The sequence below is a fragment of the Methylibium sp. Pch-M genome (assembly GCF_004136295.1).
Taxonomy (GTDB): Bacteria; Pseudomonadota; Gammaproteobacteria; order Burkholderiales; family Burkholderiaceae_C; genus Methylibium; species Methylibium petroleiphilum.
Window position 1 is genome coordinate 1,086,610 of record NZ_CP029606.1, and the last position, 26,732, is coordinate 1,113,341.

21 protein-coding genes and 1 pseudogene are annotated in these 26,732 nt (G+C 66.3%); 1 reads left to right on the forward strand and 21 read right to left on the reverse strand.

The genetic code is table 11. The annotated features are described in order from the left end of the window. Nucleotides 1-5: 5 nt before the first annotated feature. The 21 genes and pseudogenes from C1M51_RS05120 to C1M51_RS05220 all read right to left on the reverse strand — a co-directional run bounded on the left by C1M51_RS05120 (nt 6) and on the right by C1M51_RS05220 (nt 24,052). Nucleotides 6-635, reverse strand: a complete 630-nt coding sequence (locus C1M51_RS05120) for an HAD family phosphatase (RefSeq protein WP_129448526.1) — start codon at nt 633-635, stop codon at nt 6-8. Then, complete coding sequence (pgi, locus tag C1M51_RS05125; protein ID WP_129448527.1) at nt 632-2,266, reverse strand: glucose-6-phosphate isomerase; 1,635 nt, start codon at nt 2,264-2,266, stop codon at nt 632-634. The genes C1M51_RS05120 and pgi overlap by 4 nt, the downstream gene beginning before the upstream one ends. Continuing rightward, nucleotides 2,266-3,216, reverse strand: a complete 951-nt coding sequence (gene tal / locus C1M51_RS05130) for a transaldolase (RefSeq protein ID WP_036231346.1) — start codon at nt 3,214-3,216, stop codon at nt 2,266-2,268. The genes pgi and tal overlap by 1 nt, the downstream gene beginning before the upstream one ends. An 82-nt stretch (nt 3,217-3,298) precedes the next feature. Next, a complete protein-coding gene (locus C1M51_RS05135; RefSeq protein ID WP_129448528.1) occupies nt 3,299-3,580 on the reverse strand; it encodes a lipid asymmetry maintenance protein MlaB in 282 nt (93 codons plus the stop codon). A gap of 6 nt (nt 3,581-3,586) precedes the next feature. Then, nucleotides 3,587-4,216: a phospholipid-binding protein MlaC gene (locus C1M51_RS05140; protein ID WP_129448529.1), complete on the reverse strand. Its 630-nt coding sequence runs from the start codon at nt 4,214-4,216 to the stop codon at nt 3,587-3,589. Between the two features lie 146 nt (nt 4,217-4,362). Further along, nucleotides 4,363-5,151, reverse strand: coding sequence for a VacJ family lipoprotein (locus C1M51_RS05145; protein ID WP_129448530.1), 789 nt, complete (start codon nt 5,149-5,151; stop codon nt 4,363-4,365). Beyond that, entirely contained in the window at nt 5,148-5,630 is a 483-nt protein-coding gene (gene mlaD / locus C1M51_RS05150) for an outer membrane lipid asymmetry maintenance protein MlaD (protein WP_011830675.1), read from the reverse strand. The genes C1M51_RS05145 and mlaD overlap by 4 nt, the downstream gene beginning before the upstream one ends. A gap of 32 nt (nt 5,631-5,662) precedes the next feature. Further along, nucleotides 5,663-6,445 carry a lipid asymmetry maintenance ABC transporter permease subunit MlaE gene (gene mlaE, locus C1M51_RS05155; protein ID WP_129448531.1) on the reverse strand — a complete coding sequence of 261 codons (783 nt, stop codon included), beginning with the start codon at nt 6,443-6,445 and terminating at the stop codon, nt 5,663-5,665. Then, a complete protein-coding gene (locus C1M51_RS05160) occupies nt 6,442-7,281 on the reverse strand; it encodes an ABC transporter ATP-binding protein (protein ID WP_129448532.1) in 840 nt (279 codons plus the stop codon). Before C1M51_RS05160 ends, mlaE begins: the two co-directional genes overlap by 4 nt. A gap of 125 nt (nt 7,282-7,406) precedes the next feature. Further along, nucleotides 7,407-8,873: a glutamate synthase subunit beta gene (locus C1M51_RS05165; RefSeq protein ID WP_129448533.1), complete on the reverse strand. Its 1,467-nt coding sequence runs from the start codon at nt 8,871-8,873 to the stop codon at nt 7,407-7,409. Nucleotides 8,874-8,911: 38 nt separating this feature from the next. Next, nucleotides 8,912-13,651 (reverse strand): glutamate synthase-related protein, encoded by a 4,740-nt coding sequence (locus tag C1M51_RS05170; protein WP_129448534.1) that lies wholly within the window; start codon nt 13,649-13,651, stop codon nt 8,912-8,914. A gap of 126 nt (nt 13,652-13,777) precedes the next feature. Continuing rightward, on the reverse strand, nt 13,778-14,434 hold the full coding sequence (locus C1M51_RS05175) for a transposase (protein WP_242499978.1): 657 nt from the start codon (nt 14,432-14,434) through the stop codon (nt 13,778-13,780). A 97-nt stretch (nt 14,435-14,531) separates the two neighbouring features. Next, entirely contained in the window at nt 14,532-15,803 is a 1,272-nt protein-coding gene (locus C1M51_RS05180) for a porin (protein ID WP_129448536.1), read from the reverse strand. A gap of 143 nt (nt 15,804-15,946) precedes the next feature. Further along, the gene (locus C1M51_RS05185) at nt 15,947-17,113 is read right to left on the reverse strand and encodes a deoxyguanosinetriphosphate triphosphohydrolase (RefSeq protein ID WP_129448537.1); all 1,167 of its coding nucleotides are present in this window, start codon (nt 17,111-17,113) and stop codon (nt 15,947-15,949) included. Nucleotides 17,114-17,132: 19 nt separating this feature from the next. Beyond that, nucleotides 17,133-18,245, reverse strand: a complete 1,113-nt coding sequence (gene aroB, locus C1M51_RS05190) for a 3-dehydroquinate synthase (protein WP_129448538.1) — start codon at nt 18,243-18,245, stop codon at nt 17,133-17,135. A gap of 30 nt (nt 18,246-18,275) precedes the next feature. Continuing rightward, complete coding sequence (locus tag C1M51_RS05195; protein WP_129452097.1) at nt 18,276-18,830, reverse strand: shikimate kinase; 555 nt, start codon at nt 18,828-18,830, stop codon at nt 18,276-18,278. A 59-nt stretch (nt 18,831-18,889) separates the two neighbouring features. Continuing rightward, the gene (pilQ, locus tag C1M51_RS05200; RefSeq protein WP_129448539.1) at nt 18,890-21,082 is read right to left on the reverse strand and encodes a type IV pilus secretin PilQ; all 2,193 of its coding nucleotides are present in this window, start codon (nt 21,080-21,082) and stop codon (nt 18,890-18,892) included. Then, entirely contained in the window at nt 21,079-21,624 is a 546-nt protein-coding gene (locus C1M51_RS05205) for a pilus assembly protein PilP (protein WP_129448540.1), read from the reverse strand. The genes pilQ and C1M51_RS05205 overlap by 4 nt, the downstream gene beginning before the upstream one ends. Beyond that, the gene (locus tag C1M51_RS05210) at nt 21,621-22,343 is read right to left on the reverse strand and encodes a type 4a pilus biogenesis protein PilO (protein WP_011830687.1); all 723 of its coding nucleotides are present in this window, start codon (nt 22,341-22,343) and stop codon (nt 21,621-21,623) included. Before C1M51_RS05210 ends, C1M51_RS05205 begins: the two co-directional genes overlap by 4 nt. Before the next feature lie 10 nt (nt 22,344-22,353). Next, nucleotides 22,354-22,998, reverse strand: coding sequence for a PilN domain-containing protein (locus C1M51_RS05215; protein WP_036229400.1), 645 nt, complete (start codon nt 22,996-22,998; stop codon nt 22,354-22,356). Next, nucleotides 22,998-24,052 (reverse strand): annotated as a pseudogene (locus C1M51_RS05220) (pilus assembly protein PilM). Before C1M51_RS05220 ends, C1M51_RS05215 begins: the two are co-directional and overlap by 1 nt. 262 nt (nt 24,053-24,314) lie before the next feature. Here C1M51_RS05220 and C1M51_RS05225 point away from each other — a divergent pair. Beyond that, nucleotides 24,315-26,696: a penicillin-binding protein 1A gene (locus tag C1M51_RS05225; protein WP_129448541.1), complete on the forward strand. Its 2,382-nt coding sequence runs from the start codon at nt 24,315-24,317 to the stop codon at nt 26,694-26,696. Nucleotides 26,697-26,732 lie beyond the last annotated feature (36 nt).

Genomic DNA, 26,732 nt, shown 5'->3' on the forward strand with positions numbered 1-26,732 from the left:
GGCCCCTAGAGCCAGCCCTGCTCGCGCAGCGCCGCCTCGCAGTCGGCCGGCCCGGTGAAGTGCAGCGCGCGCCAGCCGGCCGCGCGGGCCGCCTCGATGTTGCCGGCGTGGTCGTCGATGAACAGGCTGCGCGCCGGGTCGATGCCGAAGTCGAGTTCGGCGCGCCGGAAGATCGCCGGCTCGGGCTTCATCAGGCCGATGCGCGCCGAGAACAGCCCGGCCTCGAACCACGCCAGGAAGTCGTGCCGGCGTTCGAGGTGGTCGGCATACGGTGCCGGCATATTCGACAGGTAGAACAGCGGCCGCCGGGCGTCGCGCAGCGCGCGCAACAGCGCCACCGTGCCGGGCTCGGCCTCGAGGTGGGGCGGGATCGCGTCGATCACCGCCCTCACCTCGGCGGCGGCCAGTCCGGTGCGCGCGGCGATGCGCGCCGCCAGCGCGTCGGCCTGGAGGCTGCCACGGTCGAACTCAGCCCAGTCGCTGCCGAGGCGAAAGCCCTGGAAGATGCGCTCGGCCAGCGCGCGTGCGCCGCTGTCGTCGGCGGCGTGCTGCGGCAGCACCTGCCGCAGCAGCGCCAGCGGCTGCCAGCGGAACACGACCCCGCCGAAATCGAAGACGACGGCCGGGTGCCTCACCCGCGCAGCTTCCGCAGCAGGCCGGCCGTGGAGGCGTCGAGTCCGCCCGTGTCCCCGCTGCCCAGGCGCGGCAGCAGCTCGTTGCACATTGCCTTGCCGAGCTCGACCCCCCACTGGTCGAAGCTGTTGATGCCCCACACCACGCCGCTGGTGAAGACGCGGTGCTCGTACATCGCGATCAGCGCGCCCAGCGCGGCCGGGTCCAGGCGATCCAGCAGCAGCGTGCTGCTCGGCCGGTTGCCCGGGAAGCTGCGGTGGCGCGCCAGCACCTCGCGCGGCATGTCGGCCGCGGCCGTCGGCGCCCGCTCGGCCAGCGCCTGCGCCTCGCTCTTGCCCGTCATCAGCGCCTGAGACTGCGCCAGGCAGTTCGCCAGCAGCTTGCGCTGCTGATCGGCCAGCAATGGCTGCAGCGCCGGCGGCAGATCGAGGCGCGCGTGGCTGGTGTCGCGCACGGCAATGAACTCGACCGGAATCACGTCGCTGCCCTGATGCAGCATCTGGAAATAGGCATGCTGGCCGTTGGTGCCCGGCTCGCCCCACACCACCGGCGAGGTCGCGAACGGCAGCGGCTCGCCGTCGCGGTCGACGCGCTTGCCGTTGCTCTCCATCTCGAGCTGCTGCAGATAGGCCGGCAGGCGGCGCAGGCCTTGGTGATAGGGCGCGACGCTGCGGCTCGCCAGGCCGTGGAAGTTGCGGTACCAGACGTCGAGCAGGCCCAGCAGCACCGGCAGGTTGCGCTCCAGCGGCGCCGTCGCGAAATGGCGATCCATCGCATGGGCGCCGCCCAGCAGGGCGCGGAAGTGCGTGGCGCCGAGCGCGATGGCCACCGGCAGGCCGATGGCCGACCACAGCGAGTAGCGGCCGCCGACCCAGTCCCAGAAGCCGAAGGTGGTGTCGATGCCGAAGGCCACCGCGGCGTCGACGTTGGTGGTGGTCGCGACGAAGTGCCGCGCCAGGTCCCGCCCGCCGCGGGCCAGGAACCAGGCCTTGGCCGTCTCGGCATTGGCCATCGTCTCCTGGGTGGTGAAGGTCTTGGACGCGACGATGAACAGCGTGCGCTGCGGATCCAGCTGCGTCAGCAGCGGCGCAAGCTCGTGGCCGTCGAGGTTGGAGACGAAATGGCTGCGCAGGCCGGCCTGCGTGTAGGCCTGCAGCGCGGGCACCGCCATCTGCGGGCCGAGGTCGGAGCCGCCGATGCCGATGTTCACAACATCGGTGATGCCGCTGTGCGCGGTGTCGCGCACGTGCTCGGCAAAGGCCAGCATCGCATCGAGCGTCGCGTGCACCTCGCTGCCGTGGGGCGCTGCGTCGCGCGGCGCCCGCAGCGCGGTGTGCAGCACGGCGCGGCCTTCGGTGTTGTTCAGCGGCGCACCGGCGAGCATCGCGTCGCGCTGCCCTTCCAGGCCGACCTCGCGCGCCAGGCGCAGCAGCAGCGCCAGCGTCGGCGCATCCAGCCAGTTCTTCGACAGGTCGGCGAACAGGTGGGGAGCCTCGATACCGAAGTGCTCGAAGCGCCGCGCATCGGCGGCGAAGGCGGTGCGCAGGTCGAAGTTCGCGGCCGACGCGGCGAAATGCGCGCTCAAGTCCGCCCAGGCCGCCGTGCGGTCGCCACGCACCCAGGAAGCGGACATCACAGCGCCTGGATCAGCCGGTCGAGCTGCGCGGCGTCGACCGCGAAGGCACGGATGCCCTCGGCGAGTTTTTCGGTGGCCATCGCGTCCTCGTTGAGTGCGTAGCGGAAGCTCGCCTCGTTGAAGCTCAGCGCCTTGGCATCGCAGTGCAGCGCGGCATCGACGTCGAGTGCCCGCACCACCGTCGCCTCGCTGGCCTGCAGCTGGGCCAGGAGCTCCGGCGAGATCGTCAGCAGGTCGCAGCCGGCCAGCGCCAGGATCTGCCCGGTGTTGCGAAAGCTGGCGCCCATGACCTCGGTCTCGATGCCGAACTTGCGGAAGTAGCGCCAGATCTGCGCCACCGACTTCACGCCGGGATCGTTGGCACCGGCATTGGCGGCCTCGTCCCAGCGCGCGCCGGCCGCCTTCTTGTGCCAGTCGTGGATGCGCCCGACGAAGGGCGAGATCAGCCGCACGCCCGACTCGCCGCAGGCCACCGCCTGGCAGAACGCGAACAGCAGGGTCAGGTTGCAGTGGATGCCGTGGTGCTCGAGCGCCTTGGCGGCCTGGATGCCTTCCCAGGTGGCCGCGATCTTGATCAGCACGCGCTCGCGAGCGATGCCCTCGGATTCGTACAGCGCCATGATGCGCTGGGCCCGCGCCACGGTGGCCGCGGCATCGAAGCTCAACCGGGCGTCGACCTCGGTCGAAACGCGTCCCGGGACGACGTTGAGAATCTCGCAGCCGAAGCGCACCAGCACGCGGTCGACGATCGCGTCGAGCGGCTGGCCGCGGTGCGCCGCGGCGGTCTGCGCCAGCAGCGGCGCATAGGCCGGCTGGCTGACGGCCTTCAGGATCAGCGACGGGTTGGTGGTGGCATCGCGCGGCGCGAAGGCCGCGATCTGCTTGAAGTCGCCAGTGTCGGCGACCACGGTGGTGTAGGCCTTGAGCTGCTCGAGTTGGCTGGACATGGGCTTCGCGCACGACACGGTCGAGTGAGCGTCGATGGTAAACCGACACCCGTCCCGCACCGCGCCCGCCAGGGCACCGAACTCACGCCTGCACTGGCGAGGGCGTGAGCAAATCGTCGATCCCGTAGAGCCGGGACAGTTCGCTGAGCTTCTCGGGCAAGGCCGTCAGCTCGAAACGCTTGCCCCAGGCCTGGGCGAGCCGACGGCATTCGAGGAGCACGGCCAGTGCCGTGGAGTCGAAGCGCTGCAGCTGCGATCCGTCGATCACCAGCAGCGGCTCGGCCTCGCGCTCCAGCGAGACCTTGAGCAGCCGCAGCGTGTCACGCGCTTCGTTCAGAGTCAGCGTCTCGGGCAGCAGCAGCATGCCCGCTCAGCCCCGGGCCCCAGCGCTCTTGTTGCGCTGGGCCAGTTCGGCGATCAGGGCGTCCATGCCCTTGGCCTTGATGATGGGCATCCACTGCTGCTGGTAGCTCAGGCCGAGGCGGATGCCCAGCACGTCCAGGTCGTGGATCTTCCAGGCATCGCCGGTCCGACGCAGGTAGTAGTTGATGGGCACCGGATCGCGCTGGCCGACGATCTTGGTGCGCACGATGACCTCGCCGGGGTTGTCCGGACTCTTGACGACCCGGCCGAACTCGATCGTCTGGTCGCGCACCTGCGCGAACGCCGCCGCGTACTGGCGCACCAGCATCACCTTGAACTCGTCCTGGAGGCGGGCGCGCTGGTCCGGCGTCGCCTGACTCCAGGCCGCCTTGCCGGCGGCGAACTCGGTCATGGCGTCGAAGTCGACGTGCGGCAGGATCTTGGCGTCGACCAGCGCGAGGATGCGCTGGGTGTCGCCGCCCTGGATGGCCTTGTCGGCCTTGATGGAATCGAGCACCTCGGTGGACACCTGCTTGACCAGGCCGTCGGGCGTCTGCGCCGCGGTCTGGGCCAGCGCGACGCCGTGCGCCAGGCCGAGGGCGACCAGACTCAGCGACAGGAATTGACGTTTCAGCATGTTTGCCTTTCAGTGGAACCGACCACGATCGAGCCTTTTGGAGACCGTTTGCGGCGACAAGTTCGCAACGCTACATGACGTTGCAATGAGGTTCAACGCGGCGCAGCGCCCGGGGTTTCGGGATCGGGCGCATCACCACGCCGCGCTCAGGGTCGGGCCTGTGGCGCTGGCGCACTGGCGGGCTCCGCAGGCGCCGAGGCGGGTGCGGCCGGTTCGTCGGGGACGTAATCCTCTTCGACCGCGCCGGCATCGCGACGCCGGCCGTCTTCCACCAGGCTGCGGCGGCGCTGCAGGTAGGCGTCGCGCACGAAGCTGTACTTGTCGAGCGCGATGTCGTCGAGCAGCCCGGTGGCGTCGAGCAGCCCCGCGCGCGTGTTGATCACGCGCAGGCCGGTCAGCGCGTTGCGCAACCGCACCGATTCGACCACCTGGTCCGGCGAGGCCAGCAGGTCGACCGGCAGGCCGACCGCATCGCGCGCCGACGACGGCCCCAGCACCGGCAGCACCAGGTAAGCGCCGGCATCGAAGCCCCAGACGCCCAGGGTCTGGCCAAAATCCTCGTAGTGCGGCGCGAGGCCCAGCGCGGAAGCCCAGTCGACGAAGCCGACGAGGCCGAACACGGTGTTCGTGCCGAAACGCATCACGTCGTTCGCACTGTCGCCGAAGCGGCCCTGCAGGATCAGGTTGAAGGCCGACCAGACATCGCGCAGGTTGTTGAAGAAATTGTCGATGCCCTGGCGGGCGACCGAGGGCACGACCTCGCGATAGACGCGCGCCGGCGGCGCGATCAGGTACTGGTCCACCGTCTCGTTGAACGCGAAGGTCTTGCGGTTGAGCTTCTCCAGCGGGTCGGGCTGCTCGACGGTGGCACAGCCGCCCAGGCCGAGCGCCAGGGCCACCGCCAGGATCGCCGATCGACAGACACCCGATTTCACTTCTTCGCTCCCTCGCCGTTGTTCGAGTCGGATGACTTGCTGTACAGGAACTGGCTGATCAGGTTCTCCAGCACCACCGCCGACTGCGTAACGCGGATCTTGTCGCCGGTGACCATCAGCTTCTCCTCGGTGCCCGGCTCGAGGCCGATGTACTGCTCGCCGAGCAGCCCGGACGTGAGGATTTTGGCCGAACTGTCCGCCGGGAAGCCGAAGCGCTTCTCGAGATCGATCTCGACGCGGGCCTGGTAGGTGTCGGCATCGAAGCCGATCGCCACCACGCGCCCGACCACCACACCGGCGCTCTTCACCGGCGCGCGCACCTTGAGCCCGCCGATGTTGTCGAAGCGAGCCGAGACCGTGTAGGTGTCGTCGAAGCTCAGGCTCAGCAGGTTGCCGGCCTTCAGGGCCAGGAACACGATCGCCGCGGCACCGATCATCACGAACAGACCGACCCACACGTCATGCTTGGATTTCTGCATCTTCCTACTCCTGACGGGCGCGTCGTCCGTCGTCAAATCGAGAACATCATCGCCGTCAGCACGAAATCGAGCCCGAGCACGGCAAGCGAGGCCATCACGACGGTGCGTGTGGTAGCCCGGGACACACCCTCCGGCGTCGGTTGGCAGGTGTAGCCCTCCCACAGCGCCACGAACGTCACCGTGACACCGAACACCATGCTCTTGACGATGCCGTTGCCGACATCCTTGAACACGTCGACCCCACCCTGCATCTGCGACCAGAATCCGCCGGCGTCGATGCCGATCAGCAGCACGCCGACCGCCCAGCCTCCCAGGATGCCGACGGCACTGAACACCGCTGCCAGCAGCGGCATCGCGAAGACACCGCCCCAGAAGCGCGGCGCGAGCACGCGCTGCACCGGGTCGACCGCCATCATCTCCATCGCGGTGAGTTGCTCGCCGGCCTTCATGAGGCCGATCTCGGCCGTGAGCGAGGTGCCGGCACGCCCGGCGAACAGCAGTGCGGTGACCACCGGGCCGAGTTCGCGCACCAGCGACAGCGCGACGAGCAGGCCGAGCGCTTCCGACGAGCCGTAGCGCTGCAGCGTGTAGTAGCCCTGCAAGCCGAGCACGAAGCCGACGAACAGGCCCGACACGGTGATGATCGCGAGCGAGTGGTTGCCCAGGAAATGCACCTGGTCGACCACCAACCGCCCGCGCCGCAGGGCCGGCCCGAAGCTCGCAAGCATGCGCCCGAACAGGCGCGCCGCGGCACCCAGGCCTGTGAGCTGGGCGCGTACCGCGTACCCGACGTCCGACGGGCGGTACCAGCTCATGCGGGGCCCACCTGGAAGTCCTCGTTCGCACTCGCGGCGGGGTAATGGAAGCGCACCGGGCCGTCGGCCTGGGCGTCGACGAACTGCCGCACCAGCGGATCCTCGCTGGCCCGCATCTCGGCTGGCGTGCCTTGCGCGACCACACCGCCATTGGCAATGAAGACCACCTGGTCGGCAATCGAGAAGGTCTCGTCGACATCGTGCGAGACCACGATGCTGGTGATGCCGAGCGCCCGGTTGAGTTCGCGGATCAGGCGTGCGGCCACGCCCATCGAGATCGGGTCCAGGCCCGCGAAGGGCTCGTCGTAAAGCATCAGTTCGGGGTCGAGCGCGATCGCCCGGGCCAGCGCCACACGGCGCGCCATGCCGCCGGACACCTCGCTCGGCATCAGGTCGCGGGCACCGCGCAGGCCGACCGCGTTGAGCTTCATCAGCACCAGATCGCGGATCATGGCTTCGCCGAGCCCGCTGTGTTCGCGCAGAGGGAATGCCACGTTGTCGAACACCGACAGGTCGGTGAACAGGGCACCGAACTGGAACAGCATGCCCATGCGGCGCCTCGCGGCATAAAGCGCGTCGCGATCCAGCGTGGCCAGGTCGGTGCCGTCGAACAGCACCTTGCCGCTCATCGGCTCGAGCTGACGACCGATCAGTCGCAGCACCGTCGTCTTGCCGCCACCCGAGGTGCCCATCAGCGCGAGCACGCTGCCGCGCGGCACGACGAGATCCACGTCGCGCAGGATCACGCGCTCGCCGTAGCCGCACGTGACATGCTGGAGTTCGACGAGAGCGTTCGGGTCGCGGCCGGGGTTCGACGGCGCTGTTGGACTTGTCATGGGCCGAAGTGAAAAAGCCGAATCAGACGACCCGGCTCCACGGATGATAGGGGATACCCGGGCCGCCTGCTGCGCAGCGCCCGGAGGCCGGCCCGTCCGCACGGGCTCGGCCTTGCCGGCAGGCCCTAGCGGGGCAGGTCGCTGTATCCCATCAGGAACTCGTCCACGGCGCGGGCGGCCTGGCGCCCTTCGCGGATCGCCCACACCACGAGCGACTGGCCGCGGCGGATGTCGCCGGCGGCGAACACCTTGGGAACGTTGGTCTGGTAGCCCCCGGTGAAGTCGGTCGTGGCCTTGGCGTTGCCGCGGTTGTCCTTGTCGATGCCGAAGGCGTCGAGCACCGTCGACACGGGGCTGACGAAGCCCATCGCCAGCAGCACCAGGTCGGCCTTGAGCACCTGCTCGCTGCCCGGCATCTCGACCATCTTGCCGCCCTGCCACTCGACGCGCACCGTCTTCAGCGCCGTGACCTTGCCCTTGTCGCCGATGAACTCCTTGGTGGCGATCGCGAACTCGCGCTCGCAACCCTCGTCATGGCTGGAGCTGGTGCGCAGCTTGTACGGCCAGTAGGGCCAGGTGAGCTCCTTGTTCTCCTGCTCCGGCGGCATGGGCATCAGCTCGAACTGGGTCACGCTCTTCGCGCCGTGGCGGTTGCTGGTGCCGACGCAGTCGCTGCCGGTGTCGCCGCCGCCGATCACGATGACGTGCTTGCCGTCGGCACGGATCTGGCCCTTGAGCTTGTCGCCGGCATTGATCTTGTTCTGTTGCGGCAGGAACTCCATCGCGAAGTGCACACCGTCGAGATCACGCCCCGGCACCGGCAGGTCGCGACTCTGCTCGGCGCCCCCGGTCAGCACGACGGCATCGAACTCGGCCTTCAGTTGCTCGGGCGACACGATCTCCTTGGCCCAGTTCGTGACCTTGGAGCCCTCCGGCAGGTGACCGACCAGCACCCCGGTTCGGAACACCACCCCTTCGGCCTTCATCTGCTCGACGCGCCGATCGATGTGCGACTTCTCCATCTTGAAGTCGGGGATGCCGTAGCGCAGCAGGCCGCCGATGCGATCGTTCTTCTCGAACAGCGTGACCGCATGGCCGGCCCGTGCGAGCTGCTGTGCCGCCGCCATGCCGGCCGGCCCCGAGCCGACGACCGCCACCGTCTTGCCGGTCTTGTGGCGCGCCGGCTGGGCCTGCACCCAGCCCTCGGCCCACGCGCGATCGATGATGGCGTGCTCGATGCTCTTGATGCCGACCGCGTCGTCATTGACGTTGAGCGTGCAGGCGGCCTCGCAGGGCGCCGGGCAGATGCGGCCGGTGAACTCGGGGAAGTTGTTCGTGCTATGCAGCACCGCGATCGCGTTCGCCCAGTCGCCGCGGTACACCAGGTCGTTGAAGTCGGGAATGATGTTGTTGACCGGACAGCCGCTGTTGCAGAACGGCGTGCCGCAGTCCATGCAGCGCGCGCTCTGGACCTTGGCCTCGTCCTCCTTCAGGCCGATGACGAATTCCTTGTAGTGCTTGAGCCGCTGCTCGACCGGCGCATAGCCTTCCTCGAGCCGCTCGTATTCCAGAAATCCGGTGACTTTTCCCATGGTGTGATGCTCCGTGCGGCCGCTCTGGCAGGTCGGCCTCAGGCCTTGGCCCTGCTCGACTTCTTGTCGTTGGTCCTGGCCTTGGCGATGGTCTCGCTGGCCTCCTTCTTGGCGTGGATCTCGCCCAGCGCCCGCTTGTACTCGTGCGGGAAGACCTTGACGAACTTGCCGCGTGCCGCGGGCCAGTGGTCGAGGATGTCGCGCGCGCGCAGCGAGCCGGTCCAGCGGTGGTGGTCCTCGATCAGCTTGCGCAGCAAGACCTCGTCGGCCACGCCCTTGTGGAAGATGGCGGCCTCCTGGGTGCTGCGCTGTTCGTCGGCCGTGAGTACCTTGTCCATCGCAACCATCGCGGTGTTGCAACGCTGCGAGAAGCTGCCGTCCTCGTCGTACACGTAGGCGATGCCGCCCGACATGCCGGCCGCGAAGTTGCGCCCGGTCTTGCCGAGCACGACCACCGTGCCGCCGGTCATGTATTCGCAGCCGTGGTCACCGGTGCCTTCGACCACCGTGGTCGCGCCCGAAAGCCGCACCGCGAAGCGTTCGCCGGCCACGCCGCGGAAGAAGGCCTCGCCGCTGGTGGCCCCGTAGAGCACCGTGTTGCCGACGATGATGTTCTGCGTGGCATCACCCCGGAAGTCGATGCTCGGTCGCACCACCACGCGGCCGCCGCTGAGGCCCTTGCCGGTGTAGTCGTTCGCATCGCCGATCAGGTAGAGCGTGATGCCCTGCGCCAGGAAGGCGCCGAAGCTCTGGCCGCCCACGCCTTCCATCTGCATGAAGATGGTATGGTCGGGCAGGCCTTCGGGCCGGTGGCGGATCAATTCGCCCGACAGCATGGCGCCGACGGTGCGGTTGACGTTGCGCGTCTCGTCCATGAACTGGACCTTCTCGCCACGCTCGATGGCGGGACGGCACTTCTCGATCAGGCGCACGTCGAGCGCCTTGGCCAGGCCGTGGTCCTGCACGTCGACCTGGCGACGCGGAACGTCGGCGCCCACCTGCGGCAGATGGAACACGCGTCCGAAATCGAGGCCGCGTGCCTTCCAGTGCGACACGCCCTTCTTGGTGTCGAGCAGGTCGGCGCGGCCGACCAGTTCGTCGAAGCTGCGGATGCCCAGTTGCGCCATGATCTGGCGCGCTTCCTCGGCGACGAAGAAGAAGTAGTTGACGACGTGCTCGGGCTTGCCCTGGAACTTGGCGCGCAGCACCGGGTCCTGCGTGGCCACGCCCACCGGACAGGTGTTGAGGTGGCACTTGCGCATCATGATGCAGCCTTCGACCACCAGCGGCGCGGTCGCGAAACCGAACTCGTCGGCCCCGAGCAGCGCGCCGATCACGACGTCGCGGCCGGTCTTCATCTGGCCGTCGGCCTGCACGCGGATGCGGCCGCGCAGGCCGTTGAGCACCAGCGTCTGCTGGGTCTCGGCCAGGCCCAGTTCCCACGGCGTGCCGGCGTGCTTGATGCTGGACCACGGCGAGGCGCCGGTGCCGCCGTCGTGTCCGGCGATCACCACGTGGTCGCTCTTGGCCTTGGCGACGCCGGCGGCGATGGTGCCGACACCGACCTCCGACACCAGCTTGACGCTGATGGAGGCGCGCGGGTTGGCGTTCTTCAGGTCGTGGATCAGCTGCGCCAGGTCCTCGATCGAGTAGATGTCGTGGTGCGGCGGCGGGGAGATCAGGCCGACACCCGGCACCGAGTAGCGCAGCATGCCGATGTACTCGGACACCTTGCCGCCCGGCAGCTGACCGCCCTCGCCCGGCTTCGCGCCCTGCGCCATCTTGATCTGGATCTGGTCGGCCGAGACCAGGTACTCGGTCGTCACACCGAAGCGCCCCGACGCCACCTGCTTGATCTTCGAGCGCAGCGAATCGCCTTCCTTCAGCGCGTAGTCGGCCTCGATCACCTTGCTGCCGACGACTTCGCTGACCAGCGTGCCCTGCTTGATCGGGATGCCCTTGAGCTCGTTGCGGTAGCGCGCCGGGTCTTCGCCGCCCTCGCCGGTGTTGGACTTGCCGCCGATGCGGTTCATCGCGATCGCCAGCGTGCTGTGCGCCTCGGTACTGATGGAGCCGAGCGACATGGCGCCGGTGGCGAAGCGCTTGACGATCTCGCTGGCCGGTTCGACCTGGTCGAGCGGGATCGCCTTGCTGGGGTCGAACTTGAACTCGAACAGCCCGCGCAGCGTCATGTGCCGGCGCGACTGGTCATTGATCAACTGGGCGTATTCCTTGTAGGTGTCGAACTTGTTCGCGCGCGTGCTGTGCTGCAGCTTCGCGATGGCGTCCGGCGTCCACATGTGCTCCTCGCCGCGCGTGCGCCAGGCGTACTCACCGCCGGCGTCGAGCATCGTCGCCAGCACCGGGTCGTCGCCGAAGGCGGCCTTGTGCATGCGGATCGCCTCTTCGGCCACCTCGAACACGCCGATGCCGCCGACCTGCGAAGCCGTGCCGCGGAAGTACTTCTCGACCAGCGGCTTGTTGAGGCCGATCGCCTCGAACAGCTGGGCACCGCAGTAGGACATGTAGGTCGACACGCCCATCTTGGACATGATCTTCGACAGGCCCTTGCCGATCGCCTTGACGTAGTTGTAGATCGCCTTCTCGGCCGACAGGTCGCCCGGCAGCTCCTTGTGCAGCGAGGCCAGCGTCTCCATCGCGAGGTAGGGGTGCACGGCCTCGGCGCCATAGCCGGCGAGCACGCCGAAGTGATGCACCTCGCGCGCCGATCCGGTCTCGACCACCAGGCCGGCCGTCGTGCGCAGGCCCTCGCGAACCAGGTGCTGGTGGATCGCCGACAGGGCCAGCAGCGCGGGGATCGCGATCTGGTCGCGGCTCATGCGGCGGTCGGTGATGATCAGGATGTTGTGACCGCCCTGGATCGCGTCCACCGCTTCGGCGCACAGCGATGCCAGCTTGGCCTCCACGCCCTCGCCGCCCCAGGCGTAGGGGTAGACGATGTTGAGTTCGTAGGACTTGAACTTGCCGTGCGTCGGCTTCTCGATGCTGCGCAGACGCGCCATGTCCTCGAAGTCGAGGATAGGCTGTGCCACCTCCAGCCGCATCGGCGGGTTGACCGCATTGATGTCCAGCAGGTTGGGCTTGGGGCCGATGAAGCTGTTCAGCGACATCACGATCGCTTCACGGATCGGATCGATCGGCGGGTTCGTGACCTGCGCGAACATCTGCTTGAAGTAGCTGTACAGCGGCTTGTTCTTGTCGGACAGCACGGCCAGCGGCGAGTCGTTGCCCATCGAGCCGATGCCTTCCTCGCCGGCCTGGGCCATCGGGCTCATCAGGAACTTGATGTCTTCCTGCGTGTAGCCGAAGGCCTGCTGGCGGTCGAGCAGGTTCTCCGCGAAGGCCGGCGCGGCCTCGGCCGGTGCGGCGATCGCGTCGAGCTTGATGCGCACGTTCTCGATCCACTGCCGGTAAGGCTTGGCCGAAGCGTAGGTGTTCTTCAGTTCCTCGTCGTCGACGATGCGGCCCTGCTCCAGGTCGATCAGGAACATCTTGCCCGGCTGCAGGCGCCACTTCTTGACGATCTTGTTCTCCGGGATCGGCAACACACCGGACTCGGAGGCCATCACCACCAGGTCGTCGTCGGTGACGATGTAGCGGGCCGGCCGCAGGCCGTTGCGGTCGAGCGTGGCGCCGATCTGCTTGCCGTCGGTGAACACCATCGCGGCCGGGCCGTCCCAGGGCTCCAGCATCGCGGCGTGGTACTCGTAGAACGCGCGGCGACGCTCGTCCATCGTCGCATGCTGCTCCCAGGCCTCCGGGATCATCATCATTGCGGCGTGGGCCAGCGGGTAGCCGGCCATCGTCAGCAGCTCGAGCGCATTGTCGAAGGTCGCGGTGTCGGACTGGCCGTCGAAGCTGATCGGGTACAGCTTGTTCAGGTCATCACCCAGCACCGGCGACTTCATCACCCCCTGGCGGGCGCGCATCCAGTTGAAGTTGCCCTTGACGGTGTTGATCTCGCCGTTGTGCGCCACCATCCGGTAGGGGTGCGCCAGCGGCCATTCCGGGAAGGTGTTGGTCGAGAAGCGCTGGTGCACCAGCGCCAGCGCCGACACCGTTCGTTCATCTTGCAGATCCAGATAGTAAGTACCCACCTGATCGGCAAGCAGCAAACCCTTGTAGATGATCGTGCGGCAGCTCATGCTGGGCACGTAGTACTCATGGCTGTGCGTGAGCTGCAGCTTCTGGATCGCCGCCGAGGCCGTCTTGCGGATCACGTAGAGCTTGCGCTCCAGCGCATCGGGCACGATCACGTCGGCGCCGCGGCCGATGAAGATCTGGCGGATCACCGGCTCCTTGGCCCGCACCGTGGGCGACATCGGCATGGCCCGGTCGACCGGCACGTCGCGCCAGCCCAGCAGCACCTGGCCTTCGGCATGCACGGCGCGCTCCAGCGCCTGCTCGCAGGCCAGCCGCGAGGCGTGTTCCTTGGGCAGGAAGATCATGCCGACGCCGTATTCGCCGGGCGGCGGCAGTTCGATGCCCTGCAGGGCCATCTCGGCGCGGTAGTACTCGTCGGGGATCTGGATCAGGATGCCCGCGCCGTCGCCCATCAGCTTGTCGGCCCCGACGGCGCCGCGGTGATCGAGGTTCTCCAGGATCTTGAGCCCCTGGCCAACGATGCTGTGCGCCTTGAGGCCCTTGATGTGCGCCACGAAGCCGACGCCGCAGGCATCGTGTTCGTGGGCCGGGTCGTAGAGGCCTTCGAGACGAAGGGTGTCGATGTCTTGCTGGCTTGGGGCGGACGAGGTCACGGCGCTCTCCTGGCGGGAAACGGCCAAGAGATTACGGCAGCGCAGCAAAACTGACAATCAAAAAATTAAGGGTCGGATTCTTATTATCGCGCGCTCGACACTGGTGCGAAATTAAATGGTGACATATCAAATTTGGTGCGCCGGCCTAGGCTTTGGCGGCCGGCCTCTGGGTCTCGGCGCGACCGGCCGCGACGAAGCCGAGGCCAGTTGCGCCACGAATCGTTCGGAGCCCAACGCCCAGCCCCCTCGCAGCGCTGCCTCGATGGCCTGCACCTGACGGTCCGGCAACGCGTGCTCCAGCATGCCGCCATAGGCCATCTCTCGCTCGAAGGGCGTATTGCCAAGCGCCCAATACGCCGCCGGATGCACCAGGAACGGGTCCGCAGCGTGACCACGGTGGGCCGCTTCGCTGGAACACGGCAGCGACACGGCCGTTGCCGCCTGAACGGGATGACCCAGCCGCTCGACATACACCATGCAAGGCAGCAACCACGTGGTCGGTTCGATGACGGCCGCCCGGAAGCGGCCTTCCCACAAGCCGCCAACGCGGCCGTGGCGCCGGTTGAAGGCCGATGCATGCCGGCGCGCCACCGATTGCATGACCAGGCTCAGGCCACTCGCGTGCTCGGGCGTGGCCACCAGATCGAGGCGCGACTCGAGCACCGAGTAGGCGTGCAGCGCGACATGATGCTGCGCTGCCGCCTCGCGCAGCAAATGCATCAATGACTGGCGGTCCGTGTCATCCTGCACCATCGTCTGGCCGTGCTGCGCACGCTGGCTCACCACGTGAGGCAGTGCCGGAACGATCAAACGGGGCAATCGGGCCATGGCGCGCGAGCGTACACCGCGGCAGCGGCGCGAGCCGCCTGCCGCGGGAGACTCAGAAGCGGTGACGTAGCGCCAGCGCGATGTTGTGAGCGCCCTTGCCTGCCTCGGAGGTCACACCACCGAAGAATCCGCCGCCGCCCGGGGCGGCCTGAGCGTTGTCGTCGTTGTCGAAGCGGGTCAGCACGAAATTGACGTCGGTGCGCTTCGAGAGTGCATAGGTGTAGACGGCGCCGTAGGACTGCACATCCGCGTCGGCGATGGTGCGATCGTCGTAGCGGTTGTAGGCTACCGTCACGGTGCTCGGGCCGAAGTTGACGCGATAACCCACATGGAACAGACGCGAGTCTTGGCGCAACGCACGCTCGAAGGCATTGCCAATCAGGGTGGCGAGCGGCGCAAACGCGGGGCTCGGGTTTTGCGCGATCAATCCCGCGGTCACGTCGGCGCCGACGCCAGGGTTGTCGTCCTTGAAAGTGGCATAGAGCGTCGACAGCTTGCCGGGGCCCAGGTCCGCCTGAGCGCCCAACAGCGTGTTGGTCAGCGCCTTGTCACCCACGGCATTGTTGTTGGTGCCGTAGGACGCTCCCACCGCAAAGCCGTTGCCCTTGTAGTAGGCATTGGCACTCATGTAGCGGTTGTTCGAGGTGGAATCTCCGGTTTCGCCGAAGGCATACATCAGCGTGGCGGTGAAGCCATCCTTCTGCAGGCGGTATGCAAGCGCGTTGCTCTTGCGAATGTCGACGGACGCGGGCAGCGTGGCGATCTGTGCCGCCGACAGGCTGGAGTCCGTCTGCATCGAATCGAACACATAGAACATCTCATAGCACGGCGTGTACTGACGCCCGGCGAGTACCGCGCCCACAGGCGTGACGAGACCCACGAAAGCCTGCCGGTCGAACGCGTTGTTGGTCAGGTTCACGCCGATCTGGCTGCCCAGTTGCGCGCCGACCTGGTTCACGACCGTCTGGGTCGTCACACCCGGCGCCAGCGGGATCAGCGGCACGCCGAGGAACTGCAGATCGAGAAAGCGATCCGGAACTTGGATGCCCGATGCGGCCCGATTGCTGATGGCGCCGGTGTCGGCCTCGAAACGGCTTTCAAGCACGAAGAGCGTGCGGTAGCCACCCCCTAGATCTTCATTGCCCTTGAAGCCCCAGCGCGAGCCTTCCATGATGCCGCTCGCCAAGCGCGTCTTGGCAGCGTCCTGACCCGAAACATAGTTGATCCCGGCATCCACGCTGCCGTATAGCGTGACCGAGTTCTGTGCCTGTGCCGCCGCGGCGAAAACCGATGTCGCTGCCAATGCGATGAGGGTCTTGTTCATGGGAAACGTCTCCTGCAGATTCTCGAATCGGGCCGTCGTGGCGCTGCCTCGACAACCTCTGCAAATGACTGTATCGACGCCTCCCACAGCCCCGTAGCGGGTCAACACGGGGATGTTGCGATTTGCTCACAAGGGAGTAGAGACTACCCTCCAGACACCCGTCCGTGGTCTTCGAAGACCGTGCGGCCCGTGATGCGCCGGTGCTCGCTGATCGCGAAGCGATCCGTCATGCCCGCCACATAGTCGGTAACGGCGCGGAACGGCGTGGCGCTTTCGGCCGCAGGCGACGGCAGTTCGGCAGCGCCCGTCACGTAGGCCTCGAACAGTTCGCGGACCACGCACCGTGCACGGTGCGTCGTGCTCTCGACCTGCGGGTGGCGGTAGAGCTGCACGAACAGAAAGCGCTTCAACGCCAGGCTCTCGTCCCGCATCGTCGGCGTGAACTGCACCAGCAACGGCGACATCCTCACATCGGACACCTGCTCGATGCGATGCTGGCGCAGCGCGTCGCGAGTGGCATCGATCACGTCGTAGACCTGGGCAGACAACAAGCGCCGCAAGGTTTCGAACAAGAGCCTGCGGCCCTCGAGGCCAGGGTGCTCACATCGAGCTGCATCCATGTGGGTTGCCACCAAGGGCACTTCGCGGAGCTGCTCGAGACCGATCAAACCCGAACGCACACCGTCGTCGACATCGTGTGCGTTGTAGGCGATCTCGTCGGCGAGGTTGCACAACTGCGCCTCCAGGCTGGGCTGCGTGCCGTCGAGAAAACGGCGCCCGACACCGCCCGGCTCCTGCAGCTCGAGCGCCTGAGCGTTGCGTCTGGAGCAGTGCTTGAGGATGCCTTCCCTTGTCTCGAAACTGAGATTCAATCCTTCGAAGCTGGCGTATCGTTGTTCGAGTCGGTCGACGACCCTCAGCGACTGAAGGTTGTGCTCGAACCCCGAGCCCTGCGGATCGATGCGTCGCAAGCAGCCGTTCAACTCATCCTGCCCCGCATGTCCGAACGGGGTGTGCCCCAGATCGTGCGCCAGCGCGATGGCTTCCGTGAGGTCTTCGTTGAGCTGCAGAGCGCGGGCGATCGAACGCGCGAGCTGCGCCACCTCGAGCGAGTGCGTGAGCCGCGTCCGGAACAGGTCGCCCTCATGGTTCAGGAAGACCTGGGTCTTGTAGACGAGGCGTCGGAACGCGGTGGAATGAACGATGCGATCGCGATCGCGCTGGTAATCGTCCCGGGTCGGTGCGGGCGCTTCGGCGTAAAGGCGGCCGCGGCCGCTGGCCGGATCGCTGGCGTAGGACGCGAGCGACATCGTCAGCGCAGCGTGGGAATCACGTGCAGCGCGAAGCGAGGACCTGGCGCAAGGTTGCATCGGGCACGCTGCGCAGCACGGCATGCCCGATGGCGTCGAGCAGCACGAACTTGATCTCGCCGGCTTCCGCCTTCTTGTCGAGGCGCATGAGCTCGAGATAGCGATCCGCCCCCAGGTCCGGCCCCGTCACCGGCAAACCCGCACGGTCGATGAGCCGGATCAGGCGCTCCGCGTCCCCCCCGGGCAGCAGGCCCAGTCGCGCCGAGGTTTCGGCTGCCATCGCCATGCCGCAACCGACAGCCTCGCCATGGAGCCACTCTCCGTAACCCAGACCTGCCTCGATCGCATGGCCGAAGGTATGGCCGAAATTGAGAATGGCCCGCAGGCCGGCCTCGCGCTCGTCCTGACCGACGACGGCCGCCTTGATCTCGCACGACCGTCGCACGGCATGGCGCAGGGTGGCCACATCGCGAGCAAGCAACGCATCCAGGTTGGCCTCTACCCAGCCCAGGAAGCTCGCATCGGCGATCGGCCCGTACTTGATGACTTCGGCCAGGCCGGCGCGCAACTCCCGCATCGGCAGCGTGCTCAACGTCTCCAGATCGACGACGACGCAGACCGGCTGATGGAATGCACCGATCATGTTCTTGCCGCGCGGGTGGTTGATCCCCGTCTTGCCACCCACGGAGGAGTCGACCTGCGCCAGCAGCGTGGTGGGGACCTGCACGAAGGGCACCCCGCGCATGTAGCTGGCTGCGGCGAAGCCGGTCATGTCGCCGACCACCCCACCGCCCAGCGCATAGAGGATCGTCTTGCGATCGGCGCCCCCGGCCAGCAGCGCGTCGAAGATCAGGTTCAGCGTGGCCCAGTCCTTGTGGCTTTCGCCGTCGGGCAGCGTGATGAGCTCGACCTGTGCGTGCCTGCCGCGCAGAGCGTCCCGCAGGGACTGCGCATAGAGCGGCGCCACCGTGGTGTTGCTGACGATGACGGCCAACGGGCTGCGCGGTACGCCTGCAAAACTTCCGGGCGCGCGCAGCAAACCCGAGCCGATGCGTATGGGATAGCTCCGCTCGCCGAGGGCGATATCGACGGTCTCGATGCCGGAGAGGGGAGCCACAGAGATCGCTGCCATGCCCGAAGTGTACGGGCCTGTTCGAGCGTCCTAGCGCGGCGGCTCGACGGCGGAGGGCACCCGGCTCGCATCGACGATCCCGGCCAGCTCGAGTTGCATCAGGATCATGCCCACCAGGGTTTGGACCGTTGGCCGCCCCGTCTCAACGACAAAATGCGCAGTCTCGCGGTACAGGGGATCGCGCTCGCGATAGAGCTGCTGCAACCGGGCCCGAGGATCCTTGACCTGCAACAACGGCCTTTGCGTGTCGTGACGCAGGCGCCGGTGCAGTTCTTCCGGCGAGGATCGCAGGTAGAGCACGGTGCAGTCCTCGTGCAGGGCACGGCGATTGGCCTCCCGCAAGACGGCACCGCCGCCCGTGGCCAGCACACCGAGCCGGCTGGCACAGAGCTCGCCGATCACTTGCTGCTCAAGATCGCGAAATCGGCCTTCGCCCTCGCGCTCGAAGTAGGAGCGGATCGGTTCCCCGATCCGCTGTTCGATCACCGTGTCGGAATCCGTGAAACTGACGCCGAGTTTCCGCGCCAGCATGCGGCCGACCGAGGACTTCCCCGAACCGGGGAGGCCGACCAGCGCCAGCCGCACTGCGGCGTCCGGCTGCTGCCCGTCGACGGGCTGTCGTCGGTTTGCCGCGACGCCCCCGATCAACGTGCAGCGGCAGTGCGGTCGGTCACGACCTTGGGCGTCAGGAACACCAGCAGTTCGGTCTTGTTCGACGTCCTGGTCTGGCTGCGGAACAGCGCACCGAGCACCGGCACATCGCCCAGCAGCGGCACCTTGGTGTTGTCGACCTGCTCGGTCTGCTCGTAGATGCCACCGATCACCACCGTCCCGCCATTGTCGACCAGCACTTGCGTCTTGACGTGCTTGGTGTTGATCAGGATCCCGGCTGCCGTGGTGGCTCCGGGGCTGTCCTTGTTCACATCGACGTCCAGGATGATGTTGCCCTCCGGGGTGATCTGCGGGATCACTTCGAGCTTCAGCGTCGCCTTGCGGAACTGGATCGCCGTCGCGCCGCTGGAGGTCGCCGTCTGGTACGGAATCTCCGTGCCCTGCTCAATGAGCGCCTTGACCTGATCGGCCGTGACCACCCGCGGACTGGACACGATCTTGCCCTTGCCGTCGGCTTCCAGTGCGGAGATCTCGAGATTCAGGAAGCGATTCATCGCCGAATTGAAGATCGACACCGCGAACGTGGCCGCGTCATAGCCGTTCTGACCGACGGCGGGCAGGTTGACGAAGTAGCTGTTGGTCGACGGTGTGCCTGTGGTCTGCCCACTGCTGTTGATTGGGGCCGCCTGTCCGGTGGCTGCGCCGATCCCGAGGTAGTTGCCGCCGATGCCGGCGTTCACCTTCGACGACGGTGCGACGGTCGCACCGAGCTTGGCTCCGAGCGAGCGGCCGAAGGTATCGGTCGCCTCGACGATGCGCGCCTCGATCAGTACCTGACGAACCGGGATGTCGATACGGGCAATGATCTGCGCCACCTCTTCAAGCTTCGAGGGAATATCGCTGACGAAGAGTTGGTTGGTGCGCGTCTCGTACACGATGCTGCCGCGCGGCGACAGGATGCGGCTGTTGTTCGATCCACCGCCTTGCCCACCGCTACCACCTTGCCCGGCCTGCTGCCCCGTGAGCCCCTTCGATACTTCCTCGGCCTTCACGTAGTTCAGCTGGAATGCCTGAGTGCGGACCGGCTCCAGGGACGCAATCTGCGCCTTGGATTCCAGTTCGAGCTTCTCCTTCGTGGCAATCTCATCCTTCGGCGCGATCCACAAGACGTTTCCGCTCTTGCGCACACCCAAACCCTTGGCCTGCAGGATGATGTCGAGCGCCTGATCCCAAGGAACATCCTTCAAGCGCAGCGTGACGTTGCCGGTCACCGTGTCGCTGGTCACCACGTTGAAGTTGGTGAAATCGGCGATCACCTGCAGCAGCGCACGAACCTCGATGCTCTGGAAATTCAACGAGAGCTTCTCGCCGGCATAGCCCGGACCCTGCGTCAGCTTGTTCGGATCGATCTTCTGCGGGCGCACCTCGAGCACGAACTGGTTGTCGGTCTGGTAGGCACTGTGCTCCCAAACACCGGTCGGCTCGATCACCATCCTGACCTTGTCGCCACTCTGGAAGGACGACACAGTCCGCACCGGAGTGCCAAAGTCAGTCACGTCAAGACGGCGACGCAAATTCTCGGGCAGGCTGGACTTCAGGAATTCAACTACCAGGTTCTGGCCCTGCTGGCGAATGTCCACGCCGACCTGGTTGCTGGGCAGATCGACCACCACGCGACCGGCACCATCCTGGCCGCGGCGGAAGTCGACGGCACGCAGCACCTGCGGTGCGTCATTGAGGCTGTCGGCAAAATGTACCGGGGCCGCCGTCGCTGAGGCGGCGACGGGAGCGGCCGTCGTGGGTGCGGCCGCAACATTGCCACTGGTCTGCAGCGTCAGCACGAGAGTCTTGCCGTCGAGCGTCGCCGAATAATTGCCCGGTTGCTTCAGGTTCAGCACGAGGCGGGTCCGATCGCCCGCCTGAGCGACGTTGACGGATCGCAGGTTGCCTTGGTTGACGTCGACGCTGGAACGCCCCAGTGCGTTGCTCACCCCCGGAAGATCGATCGCGATGCGCGGCGGCGTCTGGACAGCGAACCCTGCCGGCACGGCCCCCAACGCTTCACTCAGTTCGATGCGCACCACGTCGGCCGCGCCCTGCTGGCTGCTGTTGATCGCCTGAATCGCGTTCTCCGCCCACGCGGACACCGCGGAGAAGAACAGCGCGAGCGCGACGGCTGGTGCTCGCCATTGGTTCATGGTCGTGATCTCCCGAATTTTCGTCATCGCGCCTTCTCCTGCAGTTGGAGGGCAGAGGGACGCTCTATCCATTCACCCGCGGCATCCTGAACAACTTCCCGCACGCCCACCTCGGTCTCGGAGATCTTTGTGATCTTTCCGTAGTTTTGACCGAGATAGTCACCCACCTTGACCTGGTAGAGCAGGTTGTCGACTCGCAACAGTGCGAACTGACGCCCTTGCTTGGACACACTGCCGACCATGCTCATGGAGTCGAGCGGATAGGCCTCCAGCGGCTCCTTGCGGCGGTTCATCTCGCCCGCCAGCAGTGAATTCGGCTGACGCGCCTCCTGCTTGAGGGCCACCGCGAGCTTTTGGCTGCTGAACGGTTCTACCGCACGAGCCTGCTCATAAGGTTGCGGATCGAAGCGCTTCGGTGGCGACAGCGGTGCGATGCTGGGGCGGACTTCACGACGCTGCTGGTCCATCCAGGCCTGAAGTTCTTCCTGCTCGGCGCCGCAGGCCGACAGCAGCATCACGGCTGCCATTGCGGACATCAGCAGCGCGGTGCGTTGCAACGGCCTGGTCATTTGTTCGCCCCCGCTGCAGCTTTCTGGCTGGCTTCCCGCGCCTTGCGCTGAGTCTCCACCTCGCTCGGATCAAGGTAGCGATAGGTGCGCGCCAGGGCGTCCATGCTCAGGTTGCCGGTCCCCGCGCTGGCTGCATTCTGCGCGCCACCGGGTCCGACGCCGGAAATGTTGAGGTTGTGCAAGGTCACGATCCGGGACAGGTTTGCCACGTCTGCAGCGAAGGAGCCGATGTCGTGGTACCGACCCGTGACGCGGATCGCGATCGGCAATTCGGCGTAATAGTCCTTGACCGCCACCTGCCCCGGCCGGAAAAGCTCGAACTGCAAACCGCGGCCCAGACCAGCCTGGTTGATGTCCGACAACAGCGCGTCCATCTCGGCCTTGCCCGGCAACTGCTTCTCCAGTTGCGTGACGTACTCTTGAACCTGGATCTTCTGCTTGCGCAGTTCGCCGAGGTTCACCGCCTGGGCCAGCTTGGCGCGGTAGTCCTGCCGCAGACCCGGTTCGCGGTCACGCTCGGCCTGCAACTCGTCGGCCGTCGCCGACAGCAGAACGAACCAGGCCACCACCACCAACGCGGCCGCCACGGCCACGAAGGTCACCAACTTGGGCAGCCACGGCCACTGGCCGGGCTCATTGGTATTCAGCCCACGGAACTGCCCGGAAAGATCTTGCAGGACGGAGTTCAGATCGAGTGCGGGGTTCTTTTTCGTTGCCATCTGAGCGTCCTCAGGAACGGGGCACCGACGCAGCCGCCGCCGGAGCCGAGGCCCCCGCAGCGCCGGGGACCGCCGACTTGTCCGGCGTCTCCACTTGAGGACGCTTGAGACCGACCTTCACCACGAAATCGAACAATCGCTTCTGCTCGCGGTTGGGCGTCGTCAGGCTGGCCGCCTTGATTTCCACCAACTCCGGCTTCTCGAGCCAGGTCGAGTTGTAGGCGGTGTTGCGCAGAAATTCGGAAACGCGTTCGTTCGTCTGCGCAATGCCGTTGATTGCCACCACCTGACCATCCTGCTTGATCGTGGTCAGGTACACGCCTTCGGGCGTCTGCTTGACGAGCTCGTTCAGAAGGTAAACAGGGATGTTGCGGTCGGTCTGCAGATCTTCGACTGCCTTCTGACGAGCCTTCAGGCTGTCAATCTCGGCCTTGAGCGTTGCGATGTCCTTGATCTGCTCCTCGAGCTTCTTGATCTCGGCTGTCAGGTAGGCATTGCGCTCTTGCTGGGTGCTGATCATCTGTTGCAGCACCAGATACCAGAGCGCAGCAATGGCGATACCTGCTGCGGCTGCAACACCCAGCCCGACGAAGAAGGCCTTCTTGCGACGCTGCCTCCGCTCTTCGCGATGCGGCAGGAGGTTGATCAAGATCATTACAGGAACCTCCGCATCGCCAGGCCGCACGCGGTCAGGTAGGCCGGGGCTTCACGGCGCAGCTTGCTCTCGCGCACAGCGGACCCGAGGCGCATGCCTTCGAAAGGATTGACGACCATCGACGCAAAGCCCGTCAATTCGGTCACGCGCTCCTTCAAGCCAGGCAAGGTTGCGGTGCCCCCCCCAACATCACGTAGTGCACCTTGTGGTGCGGTGTGCTGGTGAAGAAATACTGCAACGCCCGACCGATCTCCTGCGCCAGACTGTCGACAAACGGCACCAGCAGACTCGATTCGTAGTCTTCCGGAAGATCACTGGCCAGCTTCTTCTGCTCGGCCTCTTCGAACGAGAAGCCATACTGGCGCGAGATCATTTGTGTCAGCTGCGACCCCCCGAAGGCTTGGTCACGGTCGTACAGCAGCTCCTCGTCGCGAAGCACTTTGAGGCTGGTGGTTTCGGCGCCGATCTCGAACAGCGCCACCAACGCATCACGCCCTTCATTCGGCAAGGCCGAGACGATGCGCATCATGGCCAGACGAGAGGCATGTGACTCGATATCCAGCACGACCGGCTTCAGTCCGGCGGCCTCGGCCAGGCCCTGACGATCCTGCACCCGGTCTTTCCGCGACGCAGCAATCAGCACCTCAACGTCGCCGACCGAAGACGGGCTCGGCCCGACGACGCAGAAATCCAGGCTCACCTCATCCAGCGAGAACGGAATGTACTGATTGGCTTCGGACTCGACCTGGAGTTCGAGTTCCTCGTCACGCAAGCCGGCCGGCAGCATGATCTTCTTCGTGATCACTGCCGACTGTGGCATCGCCATCGCCACCCGTTTGGAACGGGTGCCGCTCTTGCTGACGACACGGCGCACCGCGTCGGCCACTTCATCGAATTTCTCGATCTGGCCGTCAGCGATCCAGCCTCGCTCGAAACTCTCGGTGGCAAAACGCTCAAGCACGTACTGGCCCGAGGCGGACTGACCCAGCTCGACGAGCTTGACGCTCGAGGAGCTGATATCCAGCCCGACGAGCGGCGCTTGCTTGCCTCCCATCAACCCGTCTAGAAAGCCCACACGGTCTCCCGCTCGCCGCTGCACGGCTGTTAAGAAGTTACTTCAATGCTAGCAGTAAAGCCTTTGTGTCCCAATGCTTTCAGGCTGCGCGTCGGCGACCACGCGACAAGCTCACGTTGCAAAACTCACGGTCCGGGCAAGCGCCTAGCCCCTCGCGCACCGGGCCTCGGTGGGCATGCCGGGATGCGATCCGTGTCGTTCGGAGCGCATTTCTATAATCATCGGGTCCTGCTGGAGATTCATGAGCGCCAAAGATCGCAAGCCCTCGCCGACGGCGTCAACATCTTCCCGTGCCGGTTTTCTATCCAACCTGCCCGCCGCGGCCCGGTGGCCCCTGCTGGTCGGCGGGTCGACACTGGCGCTCGTCGTATCAGGACTGCTGGGTGGCTTGGCGCTGCTGGCCATCGCATTGGCCGTGGCCTATCCGAACCTGCCCGAGATCAGCAGCCTCACCGATTACCGGCCCAAGCTGCCCCTTCGCGTCTTCTCCGCCGATGAAGTATTGATCGGCGAGTACGGTGAAGAGCGTCGTCTGTTCGCGCCGATCGGCCAGATTCCGAAGGTGATGCGCGAGGCGGTGCTGTCGATCGAGGACGCGCGGTTCTATCAACACGGCGGCGTCGACTACATCGGGATCGTGCGCGCGGGGCTCGCCAACGTCGGCGAATCCCGCAGCCAGGGCGCCTCGACGATCACGATGCAGGTGGCACGCAACTTCTACCTGCCGACCGAGAAGACCTTCATCCGCAAGGTGTACGAGATCCTGCTGGCGCTGAAGATCGAAAGCCAGCTCAGCAAGGACCAGATCCTCGAGGTCTACATGAACCAGATCTATCTGGGGCAGCGCGCCTACGGTTTCGCGGCCGCCTCGGAGATCTACTTCGGCAAGCCGCTCAAGGACGTGACAGCCGCCGAGGCGGCCATGCTCGCAGGCCTGCCGAAGGCGCCGTCGGCCTACAACCCGATCGCCAATCCGACGCGGGCGCGACAGAGGCAGCAGTACATCATCGAGCGGATGTACGAGAACGGCTACTTGACCGAGGAGCAGGCCGAGGCCGCCAAGGCCGAGCAGCTCAGGTACCGCAGGGACATTTCGGTCCCACTGCACGCCGAGTACGTGGCCGAGACGGCTCGCCAGCTGATCTTCAGCCAGTATGGCGAGAGCGCCTACACCCGCGGCCTGAACGTCTACACCAGCGTGCGTGCGGTCGAGCAGGAAGCGGCCTACAGGGCGCTGCGCCGAGGCATCACGGACTACGAACGACGGCAGGTGTACCGGGGACCGGAGGGCTATGTGGACCTGCCCGCGGACCCCAAGGCGCTCGACGCGCGGGTCGCAGAAGCGCTTGACGAGCATCCAGACAATGATGAAATCAAGGCGGCGGTCGTGCTCGAAGCCAGTCCCAAGCAGGTCGTGGCCGTGCTGCAGAGCGGCGACACCCTGACGATCACCGGCGAAGGCCTGCGTCCGGCGACCTCGGGACTGTCGCCCAAGGCCAACCCCAAGGTCCAGATCCGGCGCGGCGCGGTAATCCGCGTCATCAGGGGGGCAAAGGACGTGTGGTCGATCACCCAGGTACCCGAGGTCGAGGGCGCCTTCGTCTCCATCGACTCGCGCACCGGCGCGATCCGCACAATGGTGGGTGGCTTCGACCATGCGAAGAGCAAGTTCAACCATGTGACCCAGGCCTGGCGCCAGCCGGGTTCGAGCTTCAAGCCCTTCATTTACTCGGCCTCGCTCGAGAAGGGCTTCACACCGGCCACGGTGATCAACGACGCGCCGCTGTTCTTCGACGCGGCCGCTACCGGCAGCCAGCCCTGGGAGCCGAAGAACTACGACGGCACATTCGACGGCCCGATGTCGATGCGCCGCGCGCTGGCAAAGTCGAAGAACATGGTGTCGATCCGCATCCTGGAGGCGATCGGCACCGACTACGCGCAGAACTGGATCACCCGCTTCGGCTTTGACGCCGACAAGCACCAGCCCTACCTGCCGATGGCGCTGGGAACCGGCTCGGTCACGCCGCTGCAGATGGCCGCGGGCTATGCAGTGTTCGCCAACGGCGGCTACCGCGTCAACCCAGTGCTTGTCACGCGGGTCACCGACAACCGCGGCCGCATCCTGGTGCAGACCGAACCAGCACCGCTGGACGAGTCGGCGCGCGTGATCGACGGTCGCAATGCCTTCGTGATGAGCAGCCTGCTGCAGGAGGTCACGCGCTCAGGCACCGCGGCGCGTGCCCAGGCCACCCTGAAGCGAACCGACGTCTACGGCAAGACCGGGACCACCAACGACTCCCAGGACGCCTGGTTCGCGGGCTACACGCCGAATCTGGTGGCCGTGGTGTGGATCGGCTACGACCAGCCGCGCAAGCTCGGCGACCGGGAAACCGGTGGCGGGCTGTCCCTGCCGGTGTGGATCGATTACATGAGCGTGGCGCTCAAGGGCGTGAAGGTGACCGAACTCACCCCTCCGGAAGGCCTGCTCAACGTTGGCGGCGAGTGGTACTACGAAGAATACGGCCCGGGCAACGGCGTCAGCAGCCTCGGGCTCGACACACCTGCGGCGCCCGCGCCCACCGAGGAAGAGCGCAAGAGCATCCTCGACCTGTTCAAGAACTGAGCGTCATCCCGCTCGGGACGTCGCCGGCATCATGCC